18 protein-coding genes and 3 tRNA genes are annotated in these 24,877 nt (G+C 62.9%); 15 read left to right on the forward strand and 6 right to left on the reverse strand.

Features of this window, described 5'->3' with window-relative positions; genetic code table 11:
* Window positions 1-10 precede the first annotated feature (10 nt).
* From FFS21_RS08920 to FFS21_RS08935, 4 genes are all read right to left on the reverse strand, one after another.
* Window positions 11-1,093, reverse strand: coding sequence for an ABC transporter ATP-binding protein (locus tag FFS21_RS08920; protein WP_137924463.1), 1,083 nt, complete (start codon window positions 1,091-1,093; stop codon window positions 11-13).
* A gap of 2 nt (window positions 1,094-1,095) precedes the next feature.
* Window positions 1,096-1,983 (reverse strand): ABC transporter permease, encoded by an 888-nt coding sequence (locus tag FFS21_RS08925; protein ID WP_137924464.1) that lies wholly within the window; start codon window positions 1,981-1,983, stop codon window positions 1,096-1,098.
* A gap of 12 nt (window positions 1,984-1,995) precedes the next feature.
* Complete coding sequence (locus tag FFS21_RS08930; protein WP_137924465.1) at window positions 1,996-2,946, reverse strand: ABC transporter permease; 951 nt, start codon at window positions 2,944-2,946, stop codon at window positions 1,996-1,998.
* Window positions 2,947-3,145: 199 nt separating this feature from the next.
* Entirely contained in the window at window positions 3,146-4,831 is a 1,686-nt protein-coding gene (locus FFS21_RS08935; protein ID WP_137924466.1) for an ABC transporter substrate-binding protein, read from the reverse strand.
* A gap of 191 nt (window positions 4,832-5,022) precedes the next feature.
* Here FFS21_RS08935 and FFS21_RS08940 point away from each other — a divergent pair, with 191 nt between their 5' ends.
* Entirely contained in the window at window positions 5,023-6,276 is a 1,254-nt protein-coding gene (locus FFS21_RS08940) for a Zn-dependent hydrolase (RefSeq protein ID WP_137924467.1), read from the forward strand.
* A 181-nt stretch (window positions 6,277-6,457) separates the two neighbouring features.
* Here the strand turns inward: FFS21_RS08940 and FFS21_RS08945 are convergent, their stop codons facing one another.
* Window positions 6,458-7,243 carry an IclR family transcriptional regulator gene (locus tag FFS21_RS08945; RefSeq protein ID WP_137924468.1) on the reverse strand — a complete coding sequence of 262 codons (786 nt, stop codon included), beginning with the start codon at window positions 7,241-7,243 and terminating at the stop codon, window positions 6,458-6,460.
* Window positions 7,244-7,476: 233 nt separating this feature from the next.
* On the opposite strand from FFS21_RS08945, the gene FFS21_RS08950 reads away from it, so the two are divergent.
* From FFS21_RS08950 to FFS21_RS08975, 6 genes are all read left to right on the forward strand, one after another.
* Complete coding sequence (locus FFS21_RS08950; RefSeq protein ID WP_137924469.1) at window positions 7,477-8,175, forward strand: GntR family transcriptional regulator; 699 nt, start codon at window positions 7,477-7,479, stop codon at window positions 8,173-8,175.
* A gap of 34 nt (window positions 8,176-8,209) precedes the next feature.
* Window positions 8,210-8,884 carry a DUF2848 domain-containing protein gene (locus tag FFS21_RS08955; RefSeq protein WP_137924470.1) on the forward strand — a complete coding sequence of 225 codons (675 nt, stop codon included), beginning with the start codon at window positions 8,210-8,212 and terminating at the stop codon, window positions 8,882-8,884.
* A gap of 30 nt (window positions 8,885-8,914) precedes the next feature.
* Window positions 8,915-10,237: an amidase gene (locus FFS21_RS08960; protein ID WP_137924490.1), complete on the forward strand. Its 1,323-nt coding sequence runs from the start codon at window positions 8,915-8,917 to the stop codon at window positions 10,235-10,237.
* A 182-nt stretch (window positions 10,238-10,419) separates the two neighbouring features.
* Entirely contained in the window at window positions 10,420-11,745 is a 1,326-nt protein-coding gene (locus FFS21_RS08965) for an MFS transporter (protein ID WP_137924471.1), read from the forward strand.
* A 193-nt stretch (window positions 11,746-11,938) separates the two neighbouring features.
* Window positions 11,939-12,025: transfer RNA gene (locus FFS21_RS08970), tRNA-Leu, on the forward strand.
* Window positions 12,026-12,235: 210 nt separating this feature from the next.
* Complete coding sequence (locus tag FFS21_RS08975) at window positions 12,236-12,598, forward strand: VanZ family protein (protein WP_237380081.1); 363 nt, start codon at window positions 12,236-12,238, stop codon at window positions 12,596-12,598.
* On the opposite strand, the gene FFS21_RS08980 is transcribed toward FFS21_RS08975, so the two are convergent.
* Window positions 12,573-13,430, reverse strand: a complete 858-nt coding sequence (locus tag FFS21_RS08980) for a 23S rRNA (adenine(2030)-N(6))-methyltransferase RlmJ (protein WP_137924491.1) — start codon at window positions 13,428-13,430, stop codon at window positions 12,573-12,575. The genes FFS21_RS08975 and FFS21_RS08980 overlap by 26 nt on opposite strands.
* 125 nt (window positions 13,431-13,555) lie before the next feature.
* Here FFS21_RS08980 and mnmC point away from each other — a divergent pair, with 125 nt between their 5' ends.
* The 8 genes from mnmC to FFS21_RS09020 all read left to right on the forward strand — a co-directional run bounded on the left by mnmC (window position 13,556) and on the right by FFS21_RS09020 (window position 24,802).
* A complete protein-coding gene (gene mnmC, locus FFS21_RS08985; RefSeq protein ID WP_137924472.1) occupies window positions 13,556-15,496 on the forward strand; it encodes a bifunctional tRNA (5-methylaminomethyl-2-thiouridine)(34)-methyltransferase MnmC2/FAD-dependent 5-carboxymethylaminomethyl-2-thiouridine(34) oxidoreductase MnmC1 in 1,941 nt (646 codons plus the stop codon).
* Between the two features lie 168 nt (window positions 15,497-15,664).
* Entirely contained in the window at window positions 15,665-17,011 is a 1,347-nt protein-coding gene (gene tig, locus FFS21_RS08990; RefSeq protein ID WP_137924473.1) for a trigger factor, read from the forward strand.
* Window positions 17,012-17,124: 113 nt separating this feature from the next.
* Window positions 17,125-17,775 (forward strand): ATP-dependent Clp endopeptidase proteolytic subunit ClpP, encoded by a 651-nt coding sequence (clpP, locus tag FFS21_RS08995; RefSeq protein WP_137924474.1) that lies wholly within the window; start codon window positions 17,125-17,127, stop codon window positions 17,773-17,775.
* Between the two features lie 267 nt (window positions 17,776-18,042).
* The gene (clpX, locus tag FFS21_RS09000) at window positions 18,043-19,320 is read left to right on the forward strand and encodes an ATP-dependent Clp protease ATP-binding subunit ClpX (RefSeq protein ID WP_137924475.1); all 1,278 of its coding nucleotides are present in this window, start codon (window positions 18,043-18,045) and stop codon (window positions 19,318-19,320) included.
* Between the two features lie 266 nt (window positions 19,321-19,586).
* Entirely contained in the window at window positions 19,587-21,998 is a 2,412-nt protein-coding gene (gene lon, locus FFS21_RS09005) for an endopeptidase La (RefSeq protein WP_137924476.1), read from the forward strand.
* Window positions 21,999-22,240: 242 nt separating this feature from the next.
* Window positions 22,241-22,316: transfer RNA gene (locus FFS21_RS09010), tRNA-Val, on the forward strand.
* 40 nt (window positions 22,317-22,356) lie between these two features.
* A tRNA-Asp gene (locus tag FFS21_RS09015) sits at window positions 22,357-22,433 on the forward strand.
* A 437-nt stretch (window positions 22,434-22,870) separates the two neighbouring features.
* Entirely contained in the window at window positions 22,871-24,802 is a 1,932-nt protein-coding gene (locus tag FFS21_RS09020) for a SurA N-terminal domain-containing protein (protein ID WP_137924477.1), read from the forward strand.
* Window positions 24,803-24,877 lie beyond the last annotated feature (75 nt).

Raw genomic sequence — 24,877 nt, forward strand, 5'->3', positions numbered from 1 at the left:
CTCCGCGTGGTCAAGGCGTGGCCGCGTGCAGGCCGGGCGTCATGCGGCGCAGCGGCAGCGAGTGGCCGCCATCGGGCATCGCCATCAGGCAGGACACCGGATGGCCGGCCAGCGCGTCGGACAGCGTCGGCGTGCGGCGCTCGCAAACCGGCTCGGCGCGGGCGCAACGCGGATGAAAACTGCATCCGGGTGGCGGATCGATCGGATTGGGGGGATCGCCAGCCAGTGGCGCGGCCAGCGTGCGGTGGTCGGGGTCCATCGACGGCATCGACGCCAGCAACGCGCGTGTGTACGGATGCGCGGGATTGGCGTAGACGGATTCCGTATCGCCAATCTCCACGACCTTGCCGAGATACATCACCATCACGCGATCGCACAGATAGCGGATCACGTTGAGATCGTGGCTGATGAAGACGTAGGTCAGGTCGAACTCGGCCTTCAGATCGAGCAGCAGGTTCAGCACCTGGGCCTCGACCGATTTGTCGAGCGCGGAGACGGCTTCATCGAGAATCACCAGCCGGGGCCGCAGCGACAGCGCCCGCGCAATGTTCACGCGCTGACGCTGGCCGCCCGAGAGTTCGTGCGGATAGCGGCCCGCAAAGCGCTTCGGCTCCAGCCCCACGCGCTCCAGCAGATAGCGCGCCCGCTCGGTGGCTTCCTTTGCTGGCACACCATGGACGCGCGGCGTGAAGGCAATCGATTCCTCGATGGTCAGGCGCGGGTTCAGCGATGAGTAGCTGTCCTGGAACACCATCTGCACCTGGCTGCGGAAAGCTTTTAGCGGCAACTGTGCAGAGCCCACGCCCTGTGCGTCGAAGATCAGCTCGCCACGATCCTGTGGCGTGAGCTGCATCAGCAGGCGCGCGGTGGTGGACTTGCCGCAGCCGGATTCACCCACCACGCCAAGCGTCTCGCCTTTCAATACATCGAAGCTCACGCCATCGACGGCGCGTACTACGCCGCCCTTGCGCAGCGGCACGGGTGATTTCAGCGGGAAATGCTTGACGAGGTCGCGCGCGATGACCAGTGGTTGTGCCGGGCCGCCAATGTCGACGGCGGGTGCGGCGGGCAGGGGAGCAAGCGTATCGGTCATGTTCACTCCTTGATTTCCATGGCCGAGCGGATGCCGTCGGCCAGCAGGTTGAACGAGATCGACGTCAGGAAAATCATCGCGCCGGGCAGGGCCGCGACCCACGGCTGCGTGTAGATGGCCGTGCGCAGCGTGTTCAGCATCAGGCCCCATTCGGGTTCGGGCGGCTTCACGCCGAGGCCGAGGAAGGACAGCCCCGATGCGAGGATCATCGACACGGAAATCAAGCTCGTCGCGTAGACAAAGATCGGGCCGAGCACATTGTTGAGTACATGCGCGCGCACGATGGTCAGCGACGACGCGCCGGATGCGCGTGCGGCATCGACGAATTCGCGATTGCGCACCTGCGTGGTCACGCTCTCCGCCACGCGCACGATCTGCGGAATGAAGACGATGGTTAGTGACAGCAGTGCGTTACCCACGCCCGCGCCCAGCGTGCCCGACAGCGCAATCGCCAGCAGCACGGAGGGGAAGGCGTACAGCACATCGGTCAGTCGCATGATCACGGTGTTGGTCCAGCCACCCGCGTAGCCCGCCACGATGCCGATGGCGCTGCCAATCACAAAGGCCAGCAGGACCGGCGTGATGCCCATGAACAGCGAGAGCCGTCCGCCAAGCATCAGGCGCGACAGCATGTCGCGGCCCAGTTCGTCGGTGCCGAGCGGATAGCCTTCGAAGCCGATGGGCTTGAGCCGCTTCAGGATCGACGAGGCGTACGGATCCGCCGGCATCAATGCAGGGGCGAAGATTGCCATCACGATCAGTGCCAGCAGAATCAGTGCGGCAAACATCGCGAGCTTGTTGCGCAGCAGTCGGCGACCGACCGTGCTCCAGTAACCGGGCGAGCGCTCCACCGGCAGCGCGGCCACGCCCTTGTTCAGCGTCATTTCCATGGCGGTGCCTCCTTAGTTGCGTTGGATGCGCGGATCGAACAGCGTCTGCAGCGCGTCGACCACGAGGTTGAGCATCACGAAGAACACGGCCAGGATCAGGATCGTGCCTTGCAGTAGCGGAAAATCGCGCTGAAAGATCGCTGCGTTCAGCAGGAAGCCCGTACCGGGCCACGAGAACACCGTCTCGATCAGGATCGAGCCGCCCAGCAGGTAGCCGAGTTGCAGACCCATCACGGACAGCGCCGTGGGTGCCACGTTCTTGACCACATGGCGGAACACGGCGATGTCGGATAGCCCGCGCGCGCGTAGCCCGACGATGAATTCGTTAGAGAGAATTTCAGCGACCAGGGCGCGGATGGTGCGGGCAACGATGCCCATGGGGATCACGGACATCGTGACGGCCGGCAGGATCAGGTACTGGATATGCTCCCAGTCCCACGTCCAGTCGCCCGAGCCGCCGGGGCCTGCGCCGGTTGCGGGCAGCCAGCCCAGCACCACCGAGAAGGCGATCACCAGCACCATGCCCAGCCAGTAGTGGGGGATGCTGACGCCGAGCACCGAGATGAATGAGGCGACGCGGTCGGACACCGAATCGCGCATATAGCCCGCGACAAAACCGAACAGGCAACCAAACGTGAAGCCGATCAACGTAGCTACCGTGGCGAGACGAATCGAGTTGATCACTGCCTTCGACACTTCGGCCATCACGGGCCGGTTCGTGGCGATCGATGTACCCAGGTCGCCGTGCAGCGCGCGCACCAGCCAGTGGATGAATTGTTCGAGGAAGGGCTTGTCGAAGCCGTACAGCGCAGTCAGTTGCAGGCGCAGTTCTTCAGAGGCATCCGGCGGCAGCACCGAGACCAGTGGATCGCCGGGCGCAATGTGGACCAGCGAGAAGCAGAGCAGGGCGACCCCAAGCAGGATCGGCAACGCATACACGATGCGGCGGAGCAGGTAGGTCATGGGCGGTGGCCGGCTGTGGGGTGAACCAATATTGTTTGAACTCGGTTCCCCTCTCCCGCTTGCGGGAGAGGGGTAGGGGAGAGGGCCAGCGGTTCAAACATGCGATATGTCGGCAAGCAGAACGACATGCCCTCTCCCCCAGCCCCTCTCCCGTTGCACGGGAGAGGGGGGCAAACCAGCGGGAGATGACAACCCCGCCTCAATCCATCGACATCGTCGCGATATCGATAAACCAGCTTTGTGGCTGCACCACGCCCTTCACCTTCTTCGAGATCGCGCGCGGGCCCACGTCATGGGCGATCAGCACGAACGGCGATTCCTCGACGATGCGCGCATGCAGCTTGGCCAGTGCAGCGTCGCGGTCTTTTTCACCAAAGGAGGTGCGTGCGGTCTCGATCAGCTTGTCGAACTCGGCGTTGCCAAAGAAGCCCCAGTTGTTCGAGACCGGTGGCTGCGTCTTGGTGCTGACGAAACGGACCATGGCGAAGAACGGGTCCATCGCGGCAAAGCTCACGTTGATGGCATTGGCGCCGTGGGCGCTGGCGTCTTTGGCGCCGATGCGCCAGTTCGTGAACAGTGTGTTCCACTCCACGACATCGAAGTCCACGTCGAAGAAGCACTCCTTCAGGTTCTGCTGCACGTACTCGTTCATCGGCAGCGGCTGCATCTGGCCAGAGCCCGATGCCGAGACCTGTACCTTGACCTTCACCGGCTTGGCCGCCGAGAAACCGGCCTCGGTCATCAGCTTGCGGGCGGCGGCGGGGTCGTACTTGATGTCGAACTTCGGATTGCCCCACCACGGGTTTCCGGCTTCGACAATGCCATTGGCCTCCGCCATGTAGCCACCCAGCAGCGTTTTCAGACCAGAGCGATTCACGCAGAGGTTGGCGGCCTGGCGCACGCGCTTGTCGAGCCAAGGCGAGTTCGGTGCGAACGAGAGCTGCCACGGCCACATATGCGGCTGCGCGTTGGCATAGACCTCGAAGCCGCGGCTCTTGATCTGTGCGACGGCATCGGGTGCCGGTGCTTCGATCCAGTCGACCTGGCCGGACAGCAGCGCGGCGGTGCGCGCGTTGGCTTCAGGCATCGGCAGCATCACTACCTTGTCGATCTTCGGCACGCGTTTGGCGTCCCAGTACGACGCATTCTTCGCCAGTTCCAGACGCTCGCGCGGCACGAAGCGCGTCATCTTGAACGGACCCGTGCCGGAGGCATCGGCAGCAAAGGCCACCCATGCCTGCTTGCTGCGCTCGGCAGCATCGGTGACGGAGGCCGGCACGGACGCGAACTTCTTCTCCCATTGCGTGGGCGAGGCCATGAACAGGTTCGACACGTTGTATGGCACGAACGAATCCGGCTCGGACGTAACCAGTTCCACGGTCAGGTCGTCGATCTTCTTCGCACTGCGCAGCGTGGGCATGCGCGAGGCGGTCACGCCCACCTGGCTGGCATCGAATTGCTTGGCGGTCTTGTCGAGCACCTTGTTGACGTTCCAGACCACGGCGTCTGCATTGAAGGCGGAGCCATCGTGGAACTTCACGCCGGGACGCAGCTTGAACACCCACTTCGTCTTGTCCTTGTCGTCGACCTTCCATTCGGTGGCGAGATCAGGAATCAGCAGGCTCGGTCCGTTGCTCTTCGAGAGATCCCACTGCGTGAGCGCGTCGTACATCGGAATGCCGGTAAAGCGATTGCCCTCGAAGCCCTGGTCGGGCTGGCCGAGGGTGCGGGGGATATCGGCGGCGGTCATGCCGATGCGCAGCGTTTTCTCGGCCATCGCGATACCGGGCAGGGCGAGTAGCGAGAGTGCGACGGCGGTAGAGACGCAACGGATCGTGGTGGAGAAACCTTTCGCGCGGGAAGACGTGGGGTGGGTCACAGGCATGGCTCCTGATGGATGGGGATGAACGTCCGATGGTGCGGATGGGGTGATGACAGGGTGCTGCGTTCGATCTAGCAAGTGATGTGCCAGTAGCCATGCACCATCGCAAACGCCTTCGCTAATCCATGCGGCGTGGTCTGGATCTTGCTGAAGCAGTGCACCTCCTACGCTCACCCACTGCAGACAACCAAGACATGGATTCGCAATTCACTCCCCGCATCAATGGCGCCCGACTGTGGCAATCGCTCATGGACCTTGGCGCGATCGGCGCCACGCCGAAGGGTGGCGTGTGCCGCATCGCGCTGACCGATGAAGACCGCAAGGGGCGCGACCTCGTTGTGCAGTGGTGCCGCGACGCGGGCCTCGACGTTCGCGTGGACGAGATCGGTAATGTGTTTGCGCGTCGTGCCGGCACCGACCCCAACGCGCCCGCCGTGGCCACGGGCAGTCATATCGATACGCAACCGTCAGGTGGCAAGTTCGACGGCAACTTCGGCGTACTGGCGGGGCTGGAAGTCATGCGCACGCTGAACGACCTGGGCATTGCCACGCGCGCGCCGCTGGAGGTGGCGTTCTGGACGAACGAGGAGGGCACGCGTTTCACGCCCGTGATGATGGGCTCCGGCGTCTTCGCAGGCGTGTTCGATGCCGAGGATGCACGCAGTCAGCAGGATCGCGACGGCATCAGCGTGGGCGACGCGCTCAGGTCGATCGATTACCTCGGCACGCAGCGCGCGGGCGATGTGCCAGGCGGCATGTACGCGGCGTACTTCGAGGCCCATATCGAACAGGGACCGGTGCTGGAAGCGGCAGGGCTGCCTATTGGCGTGGTATCAGGCGCGCTGGGCCAGCAGTGGTACGACGTGACCGTGATCGGGCAGGATGCGCACGCCGGCCCCACACCGCTGGCATTGCGTCACGACGCGCTGCTGGCCTCGGCGCGCATGATCGAAGCCGTGAACCGCATCGCGCGTGACGAGGCGCCGCATGGGCGCGGCACGGTAGGCTTTGTCGAGGTCACGCCGAATTCACGCAACGTGATTCCGGGGCGCGTCGATTTCTCGGTCGATTTCCGCAATCTCGCGCAAGAGGGGCTGGATCGCATGGATGCGGCGATGCACGCAGCGTTCGGCGGCATTGCGGATGTTGCGGGCGTGACGGTTGAGATTCGCCAGGTGGTGAAGTTCGAACCATGCATCTTTGCGTCCGCTTGCGTAGACAGCGTGCGCCGCGCTGCCGCGCAACTGGGCCTGCCTCACATGGATGTGGTCAGCGGCGCGGGCCATGACGCGGTGTACGTGGCGCAGCGCGCGCCCACGGGAATGATCTTCGTGCCGTGCAAGGACGGCATCAGCCACAACGAACTGGAAGACGCGCTACCGGAACACATCGAAGCCGGGGCGAATGTGTTGCTGGTGGCGATGTTGGAGCATGCGGGGGTGAGTTAAGGCGATGCGCTGGTTTGGTCTCCTGTTTTCTCCCCTCTCCCTCTGGGAGAGGGGTGGGGGAGAGGGCAAGAGGCTCTGCTTGCCGACTTGTCGAGATTTGAACTGTTGGCCCTCTCCCCCGACCCCTCTCCCGCGTTGCGGGAGAGGGGAGCAAACCAGCGGTATTGGAAAGGTACTCAGTTCAATGCCCAATCGACCGCGATATCGCCCAGGCACACTCGATCACCAGCGGCCCCAGTTTCCTCTGCGCCTCAGCCATCGTCCACCGGCTCGCTGGCGGCGACACATGCACGGCGCCCACCGCTTCACCGCGGCTATTCACGATCGGCGCGCCCACGCCCATATCCCCGAGAAACAACTCTTCCTCATTGCACGCATAGCCCAGGCTGCGGCACGCCACCACTTGCGCAAAGATCGCATCCACATCGGTCAGCGTGGCCGGCGTGCGGGGCGCACGCGTGGATGCCTCCAGCACCGAGCGCACCTGATCGTCCGGCAGTTTGCTGAGGTAGGCGCGGCCTGAACTTGTGCAGTACATCGGAATCCGCATGCCCACGGGCGTCAGCACAGGCATGTGCTTCGCTGTCATGAGTTGCGCGACGTACACCATGTCCAGCCCCACAGGCTCGGTCAGGTTGGCCGTTTCACCGCTGGCGTTGGCAAGCTGCGCAAGATAAGGGCTGGCAATCGGAATCAGTGAATCGGCGGCCAGATAGTTGAAGCCGATCTCCATCACCTTGGGCGTCAGCCGGAAACGACGGGTCTGGGGGTGCTTGTCGATATAGCCCAGCCGTTCGAGGGTATGGACGGTGCGCTGGGCGGAGCTCTTGGTCATGCCCGTGAGCCCCGCCAGTTCGGCGAGTGTCAACGTGCGATGCACGGCGCTGAAGGCGCGGAGCGCTTCCAGACCTTTTTCGAGCGATTGGTTGAACAGCGGGTCAGGGCGTTCGCTGTCGGTGTCATTCATGGATTGGACCTTGGCACCATCGACGTGACTCGCTGCACCACGATGGCCGCATATTGCACCAAGATACTAACGAATCGGTAATCGATTCGAGGCGAGTGGTTGATGATACGCCACCCCACGAATTTCATGTCCTTGCATCGTGTTTACCCTAATCGGATTCGGGTTGTGCTCTGTGAAATATCACACTAGTATCACTGCAACTTCAAAGACAGCAGCATCAAGATTTCACGCCCATGGTGAATCCCATCCGACTGGTCGGTGCTTCCGATCCCGCTCCCACCGCGCTGACGCCTGCCCAGAGTGGCGCGGCGATGCGCGAGCAGGCTTACACCGAGATCAAGCGCCGCATCATCGCGTGCGAATTCCGGCCCGGCGAGCCGCTGATCGAAGCGCAGGTTGCGGCGTTGATCGGCCTGGGTCGTACGCCCGTGCATCAGGCGCTGCATCGGCTGGAAGTGGAAGGGCTGGTATCGATCCTGCCGCGCAAGGGTGTGCTGGTCACACCGCTGTCGCTGAACGAGGTGCTCGACATGATCGAGGTCCGCGCCACCAACGAGGTGCTGTGCGCCACGCTGGCCTGCGAGCGCGGCCACGACAGCGATTTCAAGGCGATGCGCGATATCGTGGATCGCTCGCCGGATCTGATTGCCCGGCGCGACATCCCGGCACTGGCCTCGCTCGATTTGAAATTCCACACCGCCATGTCGGCCGCATCGCGCAACCGCGTACTGGCCGAACTGCTGCGCGGCCTGCATGAGAAGCAGGCGCGTTTCTGGTTCCTGTCGCTATCCGATCCGCAGCATCTGGAGAACGTGTACCAGGAGCATCTGGAGATCGTGGACGCCCTTGAGCGCCGCGACATTCCGGCCGTGCGCGAATCCATCCGCGAACACATCGACGAATTCCGGAAGAACATCATCCGGACACTCTGACCGAACTTTTCCCCTCCGTAACAAGGTAGTAGACATGCCGACACTGCAACTTCAGGTAGCCGGCGGGGGCGCACTCGCCCTCGACATCGAACGACTGATCATCGCTGGCTGGACCGGCCGCGACCGCGACGCCGTGCAGCATCACATCGACGAACTGGCCGCCATTGGCGTGAAGCCGCCCGCCACCGTGCCCACGTTCTATCCGCTGGCCGCGCAGCTTCTGACCACCGACGATGTGCTTGAAGTACCGCGCGATGATTCCTCGGGCGAGACCGAATTCGTGCTGCTGCAGGGCAAGGACGCGCTGTATATCGGCATCGGCTCCGACCACACCGATCGCAAGGTGGAAGCCTATGACGTGACCGTCTCCAAGCAGATGTGCGCCAAGCCGATGGGCCGCGACGTGTGGCGCTTCGATGAGGTGGCGGATCACTGGGACGTGCTGGAAATGCGCTGCTGGCGTGTACGCGACGGCCAGCGCAATCTGTATCAGGAAGGCAAGGTCACGCGCCTGCTGGACCCGCGCGATCTGATCCAGCGCCTGACTGGCGAGGCGCAATTGCCGCCCGGCACGGCCATGTTCTGCGGCACGCAGGCTGTGATCGGCGAGATGGGTCACGGCGAATCGTTTGAAGTGGCGTTGCATGATCCGGTGCGGAACCGTACGCTGCGTCATACCTATCGCGTGGAAACGCTTGCTGTAGCCTGACCAGACAAGATTGAGGAACAGAGGATGACGATGACAGCCCCGACCATTGCCGAACTCGCCGCCGCATTGGCAGCAGGCCGTACCACCAGTGTCGCGCTGACCGAGGCCGCGCTGGCGAATATCGACCGCCATCAGAAAGCTGGCGGTGCAGCGTTCCTGAGCGTGGACGCCAATGGCGCGCTGGCCCAGGCCCGTGCCGCCGACCAGGCCCGCACGGCCGGTAACGTGGCGTCGCCGCTTGCTGGCCTGCCCGTATCGATCAAGGATCTGTTCGATGTGCGCGGACAGGTGACGCGCGCGGGTTCGAGGGCACTCGATGGCAATGCGCCCGCGCAGGCCGACGCACCTGCCGTGGCGCGTTTGCGTGCCGCAGGCGCCGTGCTGATTGGCCGCACGAACATGAGCGAGTTTGCGTTCTCGGGGCTGGGTTTCAATCCGCACTACGGCACGCCGCGGTCGCCGTTCGACCCGGAACGCCTCAGCGGCGGTTCCACGTCGGGCGGTGCCGTGAGCGTGGCGGAGCAGATGGCCGTGGCCGCACTCGGCACCGATACCGGCGGCTCGATTCGCATCCCCTCGGCATTCTGTGGCCTGACCGGCTTCAAGCCGACCGCCAGCCGCGTGCCGCTCGACGGCGCCGTGCCGCTCTCGACCTCACTCGACTCCGCCGGCCCGCTGGCGCGCTCGGTAGCGTGCTGCGCGGCCGTGGACGCCGTGCTTAGCGGCGAGACGCTCGACACCCGTCCCGCAGCGTTGCGCGGTCTGCGCCTGTATGTGACGCGCGATTTCGTGCTCGATGGCATGGACGCAGAAGTCGCGCAGGCATTCGAGGCCACGCTGGCCCGACTGTCGGCACAAGGCGCGCAGATCGTCGAGTTCAACTTTGCCGAACTGCGTCGTCTGCCCGAAATCAACGCGGCAGGTGGCCTGACTGCGGCGGAAGCGTGGGCCTGGCACCGTGAACTGCTGCAGACCAAGGGCGACCAGTACGACCAGCGCGTGGCGCAACGTATCCGCCGCGGCGAGAAGCTGACGGCAGCCGACTACATCGTGCTGCTGGCCGAACGCCGCGCCATGCAGCAACGCGCCGCCGAACTGCTGCGCGATGCCGATGCGTGGCTGATGCCCAGCGTGGCCGTGCGTGCGCCGCGCCTCGACGCCATTGCGCGCGACGAGGACTTCTTCGCGATCAACGGCCTGGTGCTGCGCAACGCCAGCGTCATCAACTTCCTCGACGGTTGCGCCAGCTCGCTGCCGATGGGCGAAGGGATGGGGCTTGGTGTGTGCGGCCTGCGCGGCAGCGATGCCCGCGTGCTGCAGGTATCCGCTGCGATCGAAGCCGCATTGGGCTGATACCGGCCTGATTTCTCGCTGAAGTTTTCGCCGAAGTTTTTTGATTCCCGATACCCGGTTGCTGATTCAACCGGACCGGGCAGGGATTCTGCTGCCCGTCGCCAGCGCCAGCACAGCGCATTGCGAGAGGGCCTCGCCAACGTAGCGAGGTCCCGCCCACCACACCCAAGGAGTAGTCACCGATGTCTTCCGTGATGACCGGCGCCCCTGGCGCCCTGGACAGCCTGCCGCCTGCGGAACTGGCCCAGCAACGCAGCGAGGCGTACCGCAAGATCACCGTGCGCCTGATCCCGTTCCTCGTCTTCCTGTTCATCCTGGCGTGGATCGACCGCGTCAACGTGGGCTTTGCCAAGCTCCAGATGCTGCAGGACCTGCAGTTCAGCGAGGCCGTGTACGGCCTGGGCGCAGGGATTTTCTTCATCGGCTACTTTCTGTTCGAAGTGCCGAGCAACCTGCTGCTGGAGAAGATCGGCGCGCGCAAGACGCTGGCGCGGATCACCATCCTCTGGGGTCTGGCGTCGATGGCGATGATCTTCGTGAAGACGCCGATGCAGTTCTACACGCTGCGCTTCATGCTGGGCATTTTCGAAGCCGGCTTCTTTCCGGGCGTGGTGCTGTACCTGACCTACTGGTTCCCGGCCGCCCGCCGTGCGCGCATCAACGGCCTGTTCATGACCTCGTTCGCCATCGCCGGCGTGGTCGGCGGCCCGCTCGCCGGTTTCATCATGAGCGTGATGGATGGCGTGGATGGCCTGGCCAACTGGCAATGGCTGTTCGTGATCGAGGGCATCCCGTCGGTGCTGGCTGGCTTCGCCGTGCTCGCCTTCCTGCCCGAGAAGCCCGTCAATGCGAAGTGGCTCAGCGCCCGCGAACAGGCCATCGTTACCAGCGACGTGGACGCCGAAGCCCGCGACCCGTCCAAGCATGCACACCTGAAGGACGCGTTTGCCAACTCGCGCGTATGGATCTGCGCCGCGATTTATTTCTGCGTGGTCAGCGGCAACGCCACCATCGCGTTCTGGTCGCCGTCGATCATCAAGGAGCTGGGCGTACACGGCAACCTGCAGATCGGCCTGATCTCAGCCATCCCGTTCGTGGCCGGCACCATCGCCATGGTGCTCAACGGCATCCACTCGGACCGCACCGGCGAGCGCCGCATGCACTGCGCCATCGCAACCCTGATCGCCGCAGTGGGCCTGACCCTGACCGGCTTCTGGCTGCACAGCGCCGTGCTGGCCCTGGTGGCACTAACCATCGCCTCCATCGGCATCCTGGCTGCGTTCCCGGTCTTCTGGTCGTTGCCCTCGGCCTTCCTGACCGGCACCGCAGCAGCGGGCGGCATCGCCCTGATCAACTCGATCGGCAACCTGGCCGGCTTCGTGGCGCCTTACACCATCGGCTGGTTCAAGAGCACCACCGGCCAGCTCTCATCGGGGCTGTATTTCGTGGCCGCACTGGAAGCGTGTGCCACCGTGCTGGTGATTGCGTTTATCCGGGGACGGAAGTAACCGAAGATCGACGAAGCGGGCAGGGGGCTGGATTCCCTGTTCGCCTTACGATACAATCCGCATCCTCATTACGCCGCAGGCTGCAGTCACGCCAGCGGCACGGACCGGCTTCCGGCGCGCCATGCGCCACAAGCAAGAAAAGGCGGGCAGTTCCAGCCGCCTTTTTTGTTTTCCGAAGCCGTTTCCAAGGACCGCGAGGGTGGCGAAATTGGTAGACGCACCAGGTTTAGGTCCTGACGCCAGCAATGGTGTAGGGGTTCGAGTCCCCTCCCTCGCACCAACCATCTTTTTTGTGACGAAATATCTACACGTCACCATCCATTCCATAGTCCGCCAATCATCGGCCAGATTCCGCTAGTTCTCAGGCAGTTCGCACACTGCTTGGCTAAAGCGTTTCTTTGCGTCAATCTCAGAATCTTGTCCTGAGAATCGCCTGTATCGTCTGGCTTTGTCCCACGCAACGTGGTGACAGTGGCGTGTACGATGGCGCTTGTCTCTCGCCATGGACTTCTGGATGCGCCGTCCCACGCTTTTTCAGTGCCGCGTACTGTTCACCGTTTGCTCGGTGGCCGTGCTGGCGCTTTCCTTGTTGCCGCCCGGCATGCCCGAACCTACCACCGGGTGGGACAAGTCGAATCATGTCCTGGCTTTCAGCGTACTCACGTGGCTGGCCGCGCGGGCATGGCCCGGTCGCCTTTGGCGAGTGGCAGGAGGGCTGATCGTCTATGGGGTATTGATCGAGTGGCTCCAGTCCATGACCGGATATCGCGAAGCGTCTTGGCTCGATCTGTGCGCCGATGCGGTGGGCATCGGCGTGGGCATGATGCTCAGTTTTCGAGCGATTCGAGCGTGAATGCCGCGCCGCCGTCCTGGCCCAGCAATTCCACGAGCTTGGGCATCGCTTCCTCAAGTGCGGCGTGGAGTGTCCACGGCGGATTGACGACGAACATGCCGCTGCCGTGCAGGCCCAGCCCCCCCTCCACGGGATGTTTCACGGTGAGCGTCACGTGCAGCCAGCTTTTCAGCGGCAGGCGTTCGAGTTGCGCGGGCAACTGCATCGATTCGCGGCGCTGCACCTGGGGATACCAGATCGCATACATGCCCGTGGCAAAGCGCTCCAGGCCGGCTTTTAGCGTGTCGAGCGTGCGCGCATAGTCCTGCTTGTCCTCATACGATGGGTCGATGAGTACCAGCGCGCGGCGCGGCGGCGGAGGCAGGATGGCCTTGATGCCGTTGAAGCCGTCGCCGTCATAGAGCATGACCTTGCGGCCTGCGCCCCGAAAGTTGTCGCGCAGTACCTGGATCTCGGTGCTGTGCAACTCGAACAGGCGCAGACGATCCGGTTCGCGCAGCATCTGCCAGGCCAGCCACGGGGACCCCGGATAGTGCTTCAGGGTTCCATCACGATTCAATTCGCGCACCTGCTCCAGGTAGGCTTCCAGCATCTCCGGCAGTTCGTTACCACCTTGCGCTGCGCGCCACAGCGGGCCAATGCCGGTCTCGAACTCGGACTTCTTCTGGGCGTAGGCATGATCGAGCGCATACAGGCCGGCGCCTGCATGGGTGTCGACGTACCAGAACGGCTTGTCCTTTTGCGTGAGGTAGTCCAGCAACTGAACCACAACGGCGTGCTTGAGGACATCGGCATGGTTGCCGGCATGGAAGGCGTGACGATAGCTGAGCATGGCAGGGGGAAATGACGGCACGCAAACGATCGCCAGACAGCGGCCACACGAGGCCTGCCGGGCGGTTTGCGAGGAGGGCGCTATGCTACCATCCGCCGCCATTTCCGGTCGTATCCATCCTCACCATGCCGCGCGATATCGCACCTCCCGCCCCTCATTCCGTCGATGACGAGACGCCGCTTGCGCGAGCACAACGCGTATTCCTGGGCGGCAACGGATTGCCCGGAAATTGGTCGGGACGTGACCAGTTCGTTGTGGTCGAGACCCGCTTCGGACAAGGCCTGAACTTCCTCGCCACATGGGAAGCGTGGCGGCGCGATCCGCAACGGTGTGGCCGCCTTCACTTTGTGGCCATCGACGCCTCGCCGCGTGATCTCTCTGCGTGGCATGTCGACGAGGATGCCCTCGCGCCCTTGACCGAGACACTGGAGCGGGCATGGCCCGATGCATTGCCGGGCCTGCATCGCCTTACGTTTGAAGGCGGGGCCGTTGTGCTGACGCTGGCGTTCGGCAATGTGGAGGCGATGCTGTCCAAGCTGGCGCTCGGCGCCGATGCGTTCTATCTGGACGACACCTTCAGCGATGAAACGAACGTCGATGCGATCCTGCGCGGCATGGCGCGACTCGCCCGCAAGGGCGCCACGCTGGCGACACCAGCCACCCTCGACGTGGTGGGAGGGCTGCGGTCCATGGGCTTCGAGGTCGATAGCGGAACTGAGATGATCACGGCGCGCTTTGCGCCTGCCTGGAAGGTGCGCCGTCATGCGCCGCCCGATGCCGCGCAGTGGCCGGACCGCCATGCCATCGTGATCGGTGCCGGTCTGGCCGGCTGCGCGGTGACCGAACGGCTTGCCGCACGCGGTTGGCGAATCTCGCTTTTCGATGTTCACGAGGGTCCGTCGCGACAGACCTCGGGCCACCGTGCTGCGGCCATGCATGCGCACATGTCTCCTGATGACAGCCAGTTGTCGCGCTTGTCGCGGGCTGGAAACCTGTATGCGTTGCGCGCTTGGGAGGCCCTTGAAACAGCAGGCCACCCCGTAGGCTGGCATGGCTGCGGCGTGCTGCAGATTGGCGAGGACGAGGCCGACTGCGCCGTGCAGAACGCGGCGCTGGCCACGCTGGGTTTTCCCGAGTCGTTCGTGCGTTGGATGACTGCCGAAGAAGCGGCCGCGCGCCACGGCGCCGCCGTGCCGCGCGGTGGTCTGTGGTTTCCACGCGGGGGCTGGGTCGCGCCCCCCGATATCTGCCGGGCGCAACTGGCGCAGGCCGGCGAGGCGGTTGACGCGCACTTCGGCCGCCGCGTCGCGGCGATCGCACATGTGGAAGGCCAATGGGTGGCACGGGATGCCTCGGGCAACGTGCTGGCCAGCGCTCCCGTGCTGGTGCTCGCCAATGCGCACGAGGCCGAGCGGCTGGTATCCAACGAGTTCCTGGCGCTGCGCCGCGTCCGCGGGCAATTGACAGATTTCGATGCCGCCCAGGCCGTCGCGGCGGGTAGCTGGCCCGACTGCGTGGTGACGGGAAACGGGTATCTGCTGCCGCGTGATGAGAGCGGCGGTACGCGCTTCGGCTCCAGCTATGAGGATGACGAAGGCCCGCTCGTGCAGAGTGCTTCGGTCCATGCTGAAAACCTTGCGCGGCTGGCGTCGCTGCTGCCGGCGCAGGCTGCCGCCATCGAGGCCATCGATCCCAAGACCCTGCACGGCTATGTGGGCGTGCGCACGGTCACTCACAATCGCCTGCCGCTCATTGGGGCCATGCCCGATGCGGCACAAGTGTTGGCGATGGCGCAGGTGGGTGGCCTGCGTGGGGCACACCTCCGCGATCTGCCCCGGATGCCGGGTCTTTATACGGCACTTGCATATGCGTCGCGCGGCCTCACATGGGCAACGCTGGGCGCGGAACTGATTGCCAGCCAGGTGGACGGCGAGCCGTTGCCGCTGGAGTCCGACCTGGCCGATGCCATCGACCCCGCCCGCCTGCTGCTGCGGGCGCTGCGCCACGGTCAACTGACCGATGCGGCAGTCCCGCGTCCGGAGCCGGATCAGGACCGCATAGGGTAAAAACTGCCGGAACCCAAAGAAAATCGTGCGATAATCCGCGTTTTCCGTCTGCGCGGGGCTTTTCCGCAAGTGCTGGTCGCGGCCAGGCGAGCGGCGCGCAGACAGGCGCAAACAGTAGGGCGCAAATGCTTGCGCTGACCACAACATTTCTGGATTGGATTGACGACCATGTCGAACATTGAAAACCTCGGCAAGCTGGACCGCAAGGTAACCCTGGCTATCCCCAAGGCCGAAGTGCAGAAGGAAACCCAGGAACGCCTGGTCCGTCTGTCGAAGACCGTGAAGATGTCCGGCTTCCGCCCCGGCAAGGTGCCGATGAAGATGGTCGAGAAGCAATATGGCCAGCAGGTCGAGTTCGAAGTCCGCTTCGACAAGGCTGCCCGCAAGTTCTTCGATATCACGCAGGCCCAGGAAGTGAAGGTTGCCGGCCAGCCGAAGTTCGATCTCAAGACCGAGGGCGTGTCGGAAGATGAAGTGGCATTCGAAGCCACCTTCGAGGTGTACCCGGAAGTCAAGATCGGTGACCTGACCGCCGCCGAAGTGACGCGTACCAAGACCGAAATCGGCGACGCCGAAATCGACAAGACCGTCGACATCCTGCGCAAGCAGCGTGTTCACTACCACCCGCGCGGCGAAGCCGGCGCGCATGGTGACGGTGGCGGCGACGTGGCAGCCAAGAACGGCGACCGCGTGACCATCGACTTCGTTGGCAAGATCGACGACGTGGAATTCGCCGGCGGCAAGGCCGAAGACTTTGTGTACGTGCTGGGCGAAGGCCGCATGCTGCCCGAGTTCGAAGCCGCCACGCTGGGCCTGAAGGAAGGCGAAAGCAAGACGTTCCCGCTGACGTTCCCCGAGGATTACCACGGCAAGGAAGTGGCCGGCAAGACCGCCTCGTTCACGGTCACGCTGAAGAAGGTGGAGTGGGCGCACCTGCCGGAAGTGGATGACACGTTTGCCAAGTCGCTCGGTATCGCCGACGGCAGCGTCGAGAAGATGCGCGCCGACATCCGCGAAAACCTGGAGCGCGAAGTCAAGCGCCGTACGCATTCCATGCTGAAGGACCAGGTCATGGAAGCCCTGCTGAAGGTCAGCGAACTGGACGTGCCGAAGGCACTGGTCGAGCAAGACCAGGAACGTCTGGTGGAAATGGCTCGTCGCGATCTGGAACAGCGCGGTATGCCGAACGCCAAGGACATGCCGATTCCGGCCGAGATGTTCGCGCAACAGGCCGAGCGCCGCGTGAAGCTGGGTCTGATCCTGGCCGAGATCGTCAAGGCCAACGGCCTGGAAGCCAAGCCCGACCAGGTCAAGGCCGAGATCGAAGACTTCGCCAAGAGCTACGAAGACCCGAAGGAAGTCATGCGCTGGTACTACGGTGACCAGCAGCGCCTGGCCGAGATGGAAGCCTACGTGCTCGAAAACAACGTGGTAAATTTCGTGTGCGACAAGGCCAAGGTCTCGGACAAGTCGGTTTCGTTCGAGGAATTGACTGCCGCGCCCGAGCAAGCCTGAGGTCGGGCATGGCCGGAAGCTGCCGGGCTGGATAGCCAGGCGGCACCGGCCAACGTCGATCGGCCTCGCGCGCTGGCTGATCGACGCCATTCCTGAATATCTGGAGAACCTGCATGACCCGCAATGATTTGCTTGATCGTCTGGCCACCACGCAGGCTTCGGCCCTGGAAACCCAGGGCCTCGGGCTGGTGCCGATGGTTGTCGAGCAGTCCGGCCGGGGCGAGCGCGCGTATGACATCTACTCGCGCCTGCTCAAGGAACGCGTCATTTTCATGGTCGGTGAAGTTAACGACCAGACCGCAAACCTCGTAGTGGCCCAACTGCTGTTCCTGGAAAGTGAAAACCCGGACAAGGACGTGTCGCTGTACATCAACTCGCCCGGTGGTTCTGTTTCCGCGGGTCTGGCGATCTACGACACGATGCAGTTCGTCAAACCGGACGTGCAGACGCTGTGCATGGGCATGGCCGCGAGCATGGGCGCCTTCCTGCTGGCAGCAGGCGCCAAGGGCAAGCGCAGCGCGCTGCCGAACTCGCGCATCATGATCCACCAACCGTTGGGTGGTGCACGCGGTCAGGCATCGGACATCGAGATTCAGGCACGCGAGATCCTGTATCTGCGCGAACGCCTGAATAGCATCTTGTCCGAGGTGACTGGTCAGCCGGTCGAGAAGATTGCACGCGACACCGATCGCGACAACTTCATGAGTGGCGATCAGGCAGTGGACTACGGTCTGATCGACAAGGTGATTTCCCGCCGCGGTTAAGGTTCGGGCCGGTGTGCCGGCATGCCTGTCCGGTTGCGATATGCTCGGAACCGTCCGGGTAGTGTCGACAGGCCGGACGCCTGCCGCATGGCTGCGTTGAATGACGCAGGCTACACCGGAACGAGGCCACGCGCCTCGTTTTTGCGTTTTGCCCCACACGTGGGGGCCGCCGCCGACTGTGCCAATTGTTTTGGCGTATGATGCGTTTAATGCGTTTCCCGTTGGGCTCTTTCCGACGGGAACCACACTGCTAATGTGACGATTCCTATGGCGGATAAAAAAGGTTCATCCAGTGAGAAGCTTCTGTACTGCTCGTTCTGCGGCAAGAGCCAGCACGAGGTCAAGAAGCTGATCGCCGGCCCGTCGGTGTTCATTTGCGACGAATGCATCGACCTGTGCAACGAGATCATCCGTGACGAGGCCGCCGCGACCGACAAGGACGCCGCCGCCACGACGCGCTCGGATCTGCCGACGCCTCACGAAATCCGCGAAAGCCTGGATCAGTATGTGATCGGGCAGGAGCAGGCCAAGAAGATTTTGGCCGTCGCGGTCTACAACCATTACAAGCGTCTGAAACACCTCGGCAAGAAGGACGAAGTCGAGTTGTCGAAGAGCAATATCCTGCTGATCGGTCCGACCGGTTCCGGCAAGACGCTGCTGGCGCAGACGCTGGCCCGTCTGCTGAACGTGCCGTTCGTGATCGCCGACGCGACCACGCTGACCGAAGCCGGATATGTGGGTGAGGACGTCGAGAACATCATCCAGAAGCTTCTGCAGAACTGCAATTACGAAGTCGAGAAGGCGCAGCGGGGCATCGTATATATCGACGAAATCGACAAGATTTCGCGCAAGTCGGACAACCCGTCGATCACGCGCGATGTTTCCGGCGAAGGCGTACAGCAGGCACTGCTGAAACTGGTCGAGGGCACCATGGCCTCGGTACCGCCGCAAGGTGGTCGGAAACATCCGAATCAGGATTTCCTGCAGGTCGACACGACCAACATTCTGTTTATCTGCGGCGGTGCGTTTGATGGCCTGGAAAAGGTCATCATGCAACGTTCCGACAAGACTGGCATCGGTTTCGACGCGCAGGTGCAGAGCAAGGAAGAACGGGAAGTCAGCGAGGTATTGCCGCAGACAGAGCCGGAAGACCTGATCAAGTTCGGCCTGATTCCGGAACTCATCGGGCGCCTGCCCGTCGTGGCGACGCTGGCCAAGCTGGACGAGGCGGCGCTGATGCAGATCCTGGTCGAGCCCAAGAACGCGCTGGTCAAGCAGTATCAGAAGCTGCTGGCCATGGAAGGCGTGGAGCTCGAGATTCGTCCGGCCGCACTGACCGCCATCGCCCGCAAGGCGATCCGTCGCAAGACCGGCGCGCGCGGCCTGCGCTCGATCCTCGAGCAGTCGCTGATGGACGTGATGTACGAACTGCCGAACTACAAGGGTGTGCAGAAAGTGGTGATCGACGAAAACACGATCACCGGCGATGCGCCGCCGCTCCTGGTGTACGAAGAGCAGCAGCCCAAGGTGGCCGGGTCCAACTGACACGCGAGGTTATCTGACGCCCAACGGATGGACCCACGTGGTCCCTGCAACACAGGCGAAAATTCAAGCGGCCGTTCGCTGGGAAGCGAGCGGCTTTTTTTCTTCAATTCCACAAACGAACCGGAGAAAACGCGGGTATGCTGTTTCACTGGGGGTCGCAAGTGCAGTTTGCAGCATGTTGGTCTGCGCCGGGAATTGATGATGGGTATCTTGCAATCGAAACCCGCGACCCTATTTACGCCTTATATGACTGACTGGGGAAAATGATGTCCGGAACACAACTCCTCCCGGCTGAGCCGATTCGCCTCCCACTGTTGCCGCTGCGCGACGTGGTGGTGTTTCCGCACATGGTGATCCCGCTGTTCGTGGGTCGCCCGAAGTCCATCAAGGCGCTTGAGACTGCGATGGAGTCGGGCAAGAGCATCATGCTCGTGGCCCAGAAAACGGCTGCCAAGGACGAACCTACTGCCGAAGACCTGTACGAGGTCGGCTGCATCGCCAACATCCTGCAAATGCTGAAATTGCCTGACGGCACCGTGAAGGTGCTCGTGGAAGGCACGCAGCGTGCAAACATCACCGAGGTGAGCGAAGACGACTCGCATTTCATGTGCGAAGCCGTGCCCGTGCCGCCCGCTGCCGTCGAATCGGCCGAGACCGAGGCCCTGCGCCGCGCGATCGTGTCGCAGTTCGACCAGTATGTGAAGCTGAACAAGAAGATTCCTCCCGAGATCCTGACGTCGCTGTCGGGTATCGACGAGGCTGGCCGCCTGGCCGACACCATTGCCGCGCATCTGCCGATCAAGCTCGAGCAGAAGCAGAAGATCCTGGAAATGGTGAAGGTGACCGAGCGCTTGGAGAGCCTGCTGTCGCAGCTCGAAGGCGAGATCGACATCCTGCAGGTGGAAAAGCGCATCCGTGGCCGCGTCAAGCGCCAGATGGAGAAGAGCCAGCGCGAGTACTACCTGAACGAACAGGTCAAGGCGATCCAGAAGGAGCTGGGCGAGGGCGAGGAAGGTGCTGACCTTGAAGAGCTGGACAAGCGCATCAAGGCTGCCCGCATGCCCAAGGAGGCCAAGAAGAAGGCCGATGCCGAGTTCAAGAAGCTCAAGCTGATGTCGCCGATGTCGGCGGAAGCCACCGTCGTGCGGAACTACATCGACACGCTGGTGAACCTGCCGTGGCGCAAGAAGAGCAAGGTCAACAACGACCTGACCAACGCCGAGCGTGTACTCGACGAAGATCATTATGGTCTGGAGAAGGTCAAGGAACGCATCCTTGAGTATCTTGCCGTGCAACAGCGCGTGGACAAGGTCAAGGCGCCGATCCTGTGCCTGGTTGGGCCTCCCGGCGTGGGCAAGACCTCGCTGGGCCAGTCGGTGGCACGTGCGACGAACCGCAAGTTCGTGCGCATGGCGCTGGGTGGCGTACGTGACGAAGCCGAGATCCGCGGCCACCGTCGTACGTACATCGGTTCGATGCCGGGCAAGATCCTGCAGAGCTTGTCGAAGGTCGGCGTGCGCAACCCGCTTTTCCTGCTCGACGAAATCGACAAGATGGGCATGGATTTCCGTGGCGATCCGTCGTCGGCACTGCTCGAAGTTCTGGACCCGGAACAGAACCACACGTTCCAGGACCACTACATCGAAGTGGACTTCGACTTGTCCGATGTGATGTTCGTGGCGACGTCTAACTCGCTGAACATTCCGCCGCCGCTGCTGGACCGGATGGAAGTGATTCGCCTGTCGGGCTACACCGAGGACGAGAAAGTCAACATCGCCACGCGCTACCTGCTGCCCAAGCAGATTCGCAACAATGGCCTGAAGGTTGGCGAGATCGAAGTCACGGAAGCTGCGATTCGCGACATCATCCGTTACTACACGCGTGAAGCGGGTGTGCGGTCGCTGGAACGCGAAGTGTCGAAGATCGCCCGCAAGGTGGTCAAGCTGCTGCTGCTGAAGAAGGAATCGGGCGCGGTCAAGGTGGATTCCGAGAACCTCGACAAATTCCTTGGCGTGCGCAAGTACGACTTCGGCCTGGCCAACAAGGAAAACCAGGTGGGGCAAGTGACTGGCCTCGCATGGACCGAAGTGGGCGGCGACCTGCTGACGATCGAAGCCGCGATCATGCCGGGCAAGGGCAACATCTCTCGCACGGGTTCGCTGGGCGACGTGATGAAGGAGTCGGTCGAGGCTGCGCGGTCGGTGGTGCGTTCGCGGGCGCGTCGCCTGGGTATCGCGGATGAGATGTTCGAGAAGCGCGACATTCACATCCACGTGCCTGAAGGTGCCACGCCGAAGGATGGTCCGTCGGCCGGTATCGCGATGACGACCGTGCTGGTGTCGGTGCTGACCGGGATTCCGGTGCGTGCCGACGTGGCGATGACTGGCGAGATCACGCTGCGCGGCGAAGTGTTGCCGATCGGTGGCCTCAAGGAAAAGCTGCTGGCAGCCCATCGTGGCGGCATCAAGCTGGCGCTGATCCCCGAGGAGAACGTCAAGGATCTCGCGGACATTCCCGATAACGTCAAGAACGCCATCGAGATCGTGCCGGTGCGCTGGATCGACAAGGTGCTGGAGCTGGCGCTGGAGCGCAAGCCCGAGGCGCTGCCCGATGAAGAAGCCAAGCCTGCCGATGTGGCAGACAAGGCAGCTTCGCAGGTGGAACGCATTCATCACTGAGTCGTAACGCTGCAGGAATCGCTGTGAAAATCGGAAACGCCGCAGGGTAGAACCTGCGGCGTTTCTGTTTTGAGGTGCCAATGAGGCGATGTGGCGCATATCTCGCAAACAACGCTTGGCAAATCGAAAACTCTCGTATTACAATCGCGGCCTCGCAACGCAAACAGCGGCAACGAAGCAGTAACTGCCGAGTCGTGCGCAGCGGGATTACCCAGCAGGCAAATGGCTTGCGATGGTCGAATGGGTGCTTAGCTCAGTTGGTAGAGCGGCGCCCTTACAAGGCGTAGGTCGGGGGTTCGAGCCCCTCAGCACCCACCATTCACCATCGCGCTGCAGCTGCCTCGAAGGGCCCAATTCAGGAGTGGTAGTTCAGTTGGTTAGAATACCGGCCTGTCACGCCGGGGGTCGCGGGTTCGAGCCCCGTCCACTCCGCCAAAAAAAGAGAATGCCCGCGGAAGCGGGCATTTTTTTTGGTGGTGGGGAGGGAGCTGCCTGCGCAGCTCCCGGCGGGGCGAGAAGGGAATCGCTTGCAAGCGATTCCGCGGCCTGCGGTATGTAGGCGAGCCCCGTCCACTCCGCCAAAAAAAGAGAATGCCCGCGCAAGCGGGCATTTTTTTTGGTGGTGGGGAGGGAGCTGTCTGCGCAGCTCCCGGCGGGGCGAGAAGGGATTCGCTTGCAAGCGAATCCGCGGCCTGCGGTATGTAGGCGAGCCCCCGAACGATGGACCCGTCATGCGCGTCCATCGTTCGTTAGCAGCATCTCCTGACCTCACAGAAAGCCACACCGCACTTTCCGCAGGTCTGGTGTCCCGCTCCTGCTAGAATCGCAGGGTTTGTCCATCGGCCTTCGGCCCAACCCATTTTCCGATCAGCATGCTTGATTTCGTACGCAATAACCGGCGCCTGATGCTTTTGCTGCTGCTGGTGCTCGTCTTCCCGTCGTTCGTGTTCTTCGGCGTCGAGAGCTACTCGCGCTTCATGGATGGCTCGCACGATGTGGCCAAGGTGGATGGCCGTACCATCACCGTGCAGGAAGTCGACAACGTGGTGCGAGACCAGAGCGAGCGCATGCGCCAGATGCTGGGCAACAACTATGACCCGCGCATGTTCGAAGGCGCGGCAGCGCGCCAGTCTGTGCTGGACCAGTTGATCCAGCAGCGCGTGGTGGCTGATGCCACCGAGAAGAAACACCTGACCGTGTCCGACACGCAAGTGCGCGATGCCATCCAGGCCATTCCGGCGATTGCGCAACTGCGTGGCCCCGATGGTACGTTCGACGAGAAAGCCTATGTGCAGTTGCTTGCGCAGCAGGGCATGACGCCCGAGCAGCTCGATAGCCGCATGCGCTTCGAGTTGGCCACGCAGCAACTGGGCGCCGCCGTGGGTACCACGTCATTCGTACCGAAGTCGTTGCTGGATCGCCTGATCGCCATCCGCGACCAGCAACGCGATGTGCAGCCGCTGACGATCAAGTCGGCTGACTTCACGTCCAAGGTGAAGCCCGATGAGGCCGCGCTGAAGGCATACTACGAATCGCACCTGTCGGCGTACACCACGCCCGAAGAGGCCAAGGTCGAGTACGTTGTACTGTCGGGCGAAGCGCTGGCCGCAAGCCAGGCCGTCACGCCGGAAGAACTGAAGTCCTACTACGACAGCAACATCCAGCGCTTCCGCACGGAAGAGCAACGCCGCGCGAGCCACATCCTGATCGCCGCGCCGAAGGACGGCAAGGACGCCGACCGTAAGGCTGCCAAGGAGAAGGCCGAGAAGCTGCTGGCCGAAGTCAAGAAGCATCCCGAGACGTTCGCTGACGTGGCGAAGAAGAACTCGCAAGACCCGGGTTCGGCGGAGAAGGGTGGAGACCTCGGCTTCATGGGTCATGGCGCACTGGTCAAGCCGTTCGAGGACGCAATGTATGCCCTCAAGGATGGCCAGATCAGCGATCTGGTCGAGACCGACTACGGGTATCACATCATCAAGCTGACGGGCATCAAGCCGGCGGAAACGCAGCCGCTGGATGCCGTGCGTCCGGAACTCGAAGCCGAGCTGAAGAAGCAACTGGCCAGCAAGAAGTATGCGGAGCAGGCGGATGCGTTCGGCAATACGGTGTACGAGCAGTCCGACAGCCTCAAGCCGGCTGCCGACAAGTTCAAGCTGACGATCCAGACCGCGGACAACGTCACGCGTCAGCCAAACCCGGCGCTGGGCAAGGATAGCCCGCTGAACAACGAGAAGCTGCTCAAGGCCCTGTTCAGCGACGACGTGCTCAAGAACAAGCGCAATACCGAAGCCGTGCAAGTGGGTCCCACCACCCTGGTGGCGGCCCGTGTCGTGGACTATCGTCCGGCGGCGGCGCGCAAGTTCGAGGATGTCGAAGCGCAGGTGCGTCAGGCTTACATTGCGCAACAGGCAGCCGAACTGGCACGCAAGGATGGCGAAGCACGCCTTGAGGCGCTGAAGAAGGGCGGCAACGCCGACGGTTTCGGCGCCACGATCGTGGTATCGCGCGCCAAGGCCGATGGCCTGCCGCCGAAGGCTGTCGATGCGATCATGCGTGCCGATGCCACCAAGCTGCCGTCAGTGGTGGGCGTGGATCTGGGTGCCGAGGGGTACGCGATTTATCGCGTGACGAAGGTGAGCACGCCCCCCGCAGCGAATCCGGGCCAGCGTGATGCCGATGCGCAGCAACTGAGCCAACTGGCTGGTCAGACTGAACTGGCCGCGTACTATGACGCGCTCAAGGCCAAGGCGAAGGTCAAGATCCTGCGCCCGGCCAAGGCCGAGGAAAGCCAGCCAGCCAACTGATCTGGCTGATCCCAGCAAAAAGCCCCTGAGATATTGCCTGTCTCAGGGGCTTTTTGTTTGGCAATGCATTGTCGA

Origin of the sequence: Cupriavidus sp. 2SB, from assembly GCF_005503625.1 — a bacterium.
Taxonomy (GTDB): domain Bacteria; phylum Pseudomonadota; class Gammaproteobacteria; order Burkholderiales; family Burkholderiaceae; genus Cupriavidus.